This is a genomic window from Siccirubricoccus soli (assembly GCF_024178315.1).
GTDB classification, from domain to species: domain Bacteria; phylum Pseudomonadota; class Alphaproteobacteria; order Acetobacterales; family Acetobacteraceae; genus Siccirubricoccus; species Siccirubricoccus soli.
Genome location: NZ_JAMZIK010000003.1, coordinates 1 through 1,727, shown reverse-complemented (window position 1 = coordinate 1,727; position 1,727 = coordinate 1). Strand labels below are relative to the sequence as shown.

At 66.4% G+C, this 1,727-nt stretch carries 1 protein-coding gene; it reads left to right on the top strand.

The window, feature by feature from the left end; translation table 11 throughout:
* Window positions 1-16 precede the first annotated feature (16 nt).
* Window positions 17-1,727, top strand: a 1,711-nt coding sequence (locus NJ376_RS00385) for a sensor domain-containing protein (RefSeq protein WP_252951229.1), incomplete at its 3' end; no start/stop codon positions are given.

Below are 1,727 nucleotides of genomic sequence, written 5' to 3'. Positions count from 1 at the left end.
AGCGGATGCGGAGGGGATGGTTCTCGACGTCGGGACGCGTTGGTGCGAACGGACCGGCCTGACATACGAGGAGACTCTTGGCAGGGGCTTTGCCACCGCCCTGCATCCCGATGAACGCGCCGAGGTGCTTGGCCAGTGGCAGCACGCCGTCCAGACCGGCGAGCCTTGTTCCCTGGAATGCCGGTACATCCAGGCGGATGGCCGCGACCGCTGGGTGCACGTGCGCGCAACTGCCCGGCGGGACGATGAGGGGCGGGTCATCCGGTGGTACGGCACGCTGGAGGATATCCACGACCGGAAGCTGGCCGAGATCGCCCTGCGGGAAAGCGAGTTGCGCTTTCGCGTTATGTCGGACGATGCCCCCGTCGCCATCTGGATGTGCGACGCGGACGGTCTTGGCACCTTCGTGAGCCGCGGCTGGCTTGAGATGACCGGCTTGGCGGAGGCTGAATCGCTCGGGCACGGGTGGCTGCAGGCGGTCCATCCCAAGGATCGCGAGAGGGCGGGGCAGGAGTTCATGGCGGCCCATGCCCTGTGTCAGCCCTATCGCACCGAGTTCCGCCTCCGACGCGCAGATGGCAGCTGGGGCTGGGTGATCGATCAGGGCCGGCCGCGCTTTGGAGTGGATGGCAGCTTTCTCGGCTACGTCGGCTCGGTCACCGACATCACCGAGCGGCGGGCCATGGAAGCGGCACTGCGGGAGAGCGAGGCCTTCGCGCGCAGCGTTCTGGAAAGCAGCCCGAACTGCATCCGCGTGCTTGACCTGGAGGGCAGCCTGCAATTCATGAACCGGGCGGGCTATCGCATCCTGGAGGCCGAGCAGGGGGGGAACTGGGCCGAGAACCTGCCCGTGGACTATGCCGATGAGGCACGCCAAGCGCTGGCAATGGCGAAAGCGGGAATTCCTTCGCAGCATGAGGCTCACCGCATCATGCGGAGCGGTGCAGTACAATGGCTCGAAATCGGTATCGTGCCCATTCCTGATGCCGATGGCCGTCCAGCCCGCATCCTGTCGATCGCCCATGATGTGACGGACATCAGGCAGGCCCGTGAGGCGACCGAGCAGGCAAAGCAGGAGGCCGAGGCCGCCGCCGCCCGCCTCTCCTCCGTGCTGGAAAGCACCATGGACAGCGTCATCGTCGTCGATCGCGACTGGCGCCTGACCTATCTGAATGGGAATGCCAGCCGGGCGCTTGCCGCCAGGCGCCCCGAGATCGGCATCAACCTCTGGGACATGTTCCCTGAGGAGGTGGAGGGGATCTTCGCCCGGCAGTACCGGCGCGCCTTGGCACAGCAGCTTCCGGTGGCCTTCGAGGAATTCCTGCCGGCGCTCAATGCGTGGTTCGAGGTCCAGGCCTATCCGACGCCGGAGGGGCTTTCGATTTTCTTCCGCGACATCACCGAAAGGCGGCGTGCGGAGCAGGACAGGCTCCTCGCGCAGGAGAAGATCACGCATATGGCGCGGCACGACGTGCTGACCGGCCTGCCGAACCGCGTCCTGTTCCGGGAGCGCCTGGAACGCGCCGTGGCCGAGAGCTATGTGTCCAAGGCAGTGCTCTATCTCGACCTCGATGGCTTCAAGGCGGTGAATGATACGCTGGGCCATCCGGCGGGCGATGCCCTGCTGCGCTTGGTATCCGAGAGGCTCCAGGGCGTCGTGCGCGGATCCGATCTGGTCGCCCGCCTGGGCGGCGATGAGTTTGCGATCGTGCAGGCCTCCTGCGCCG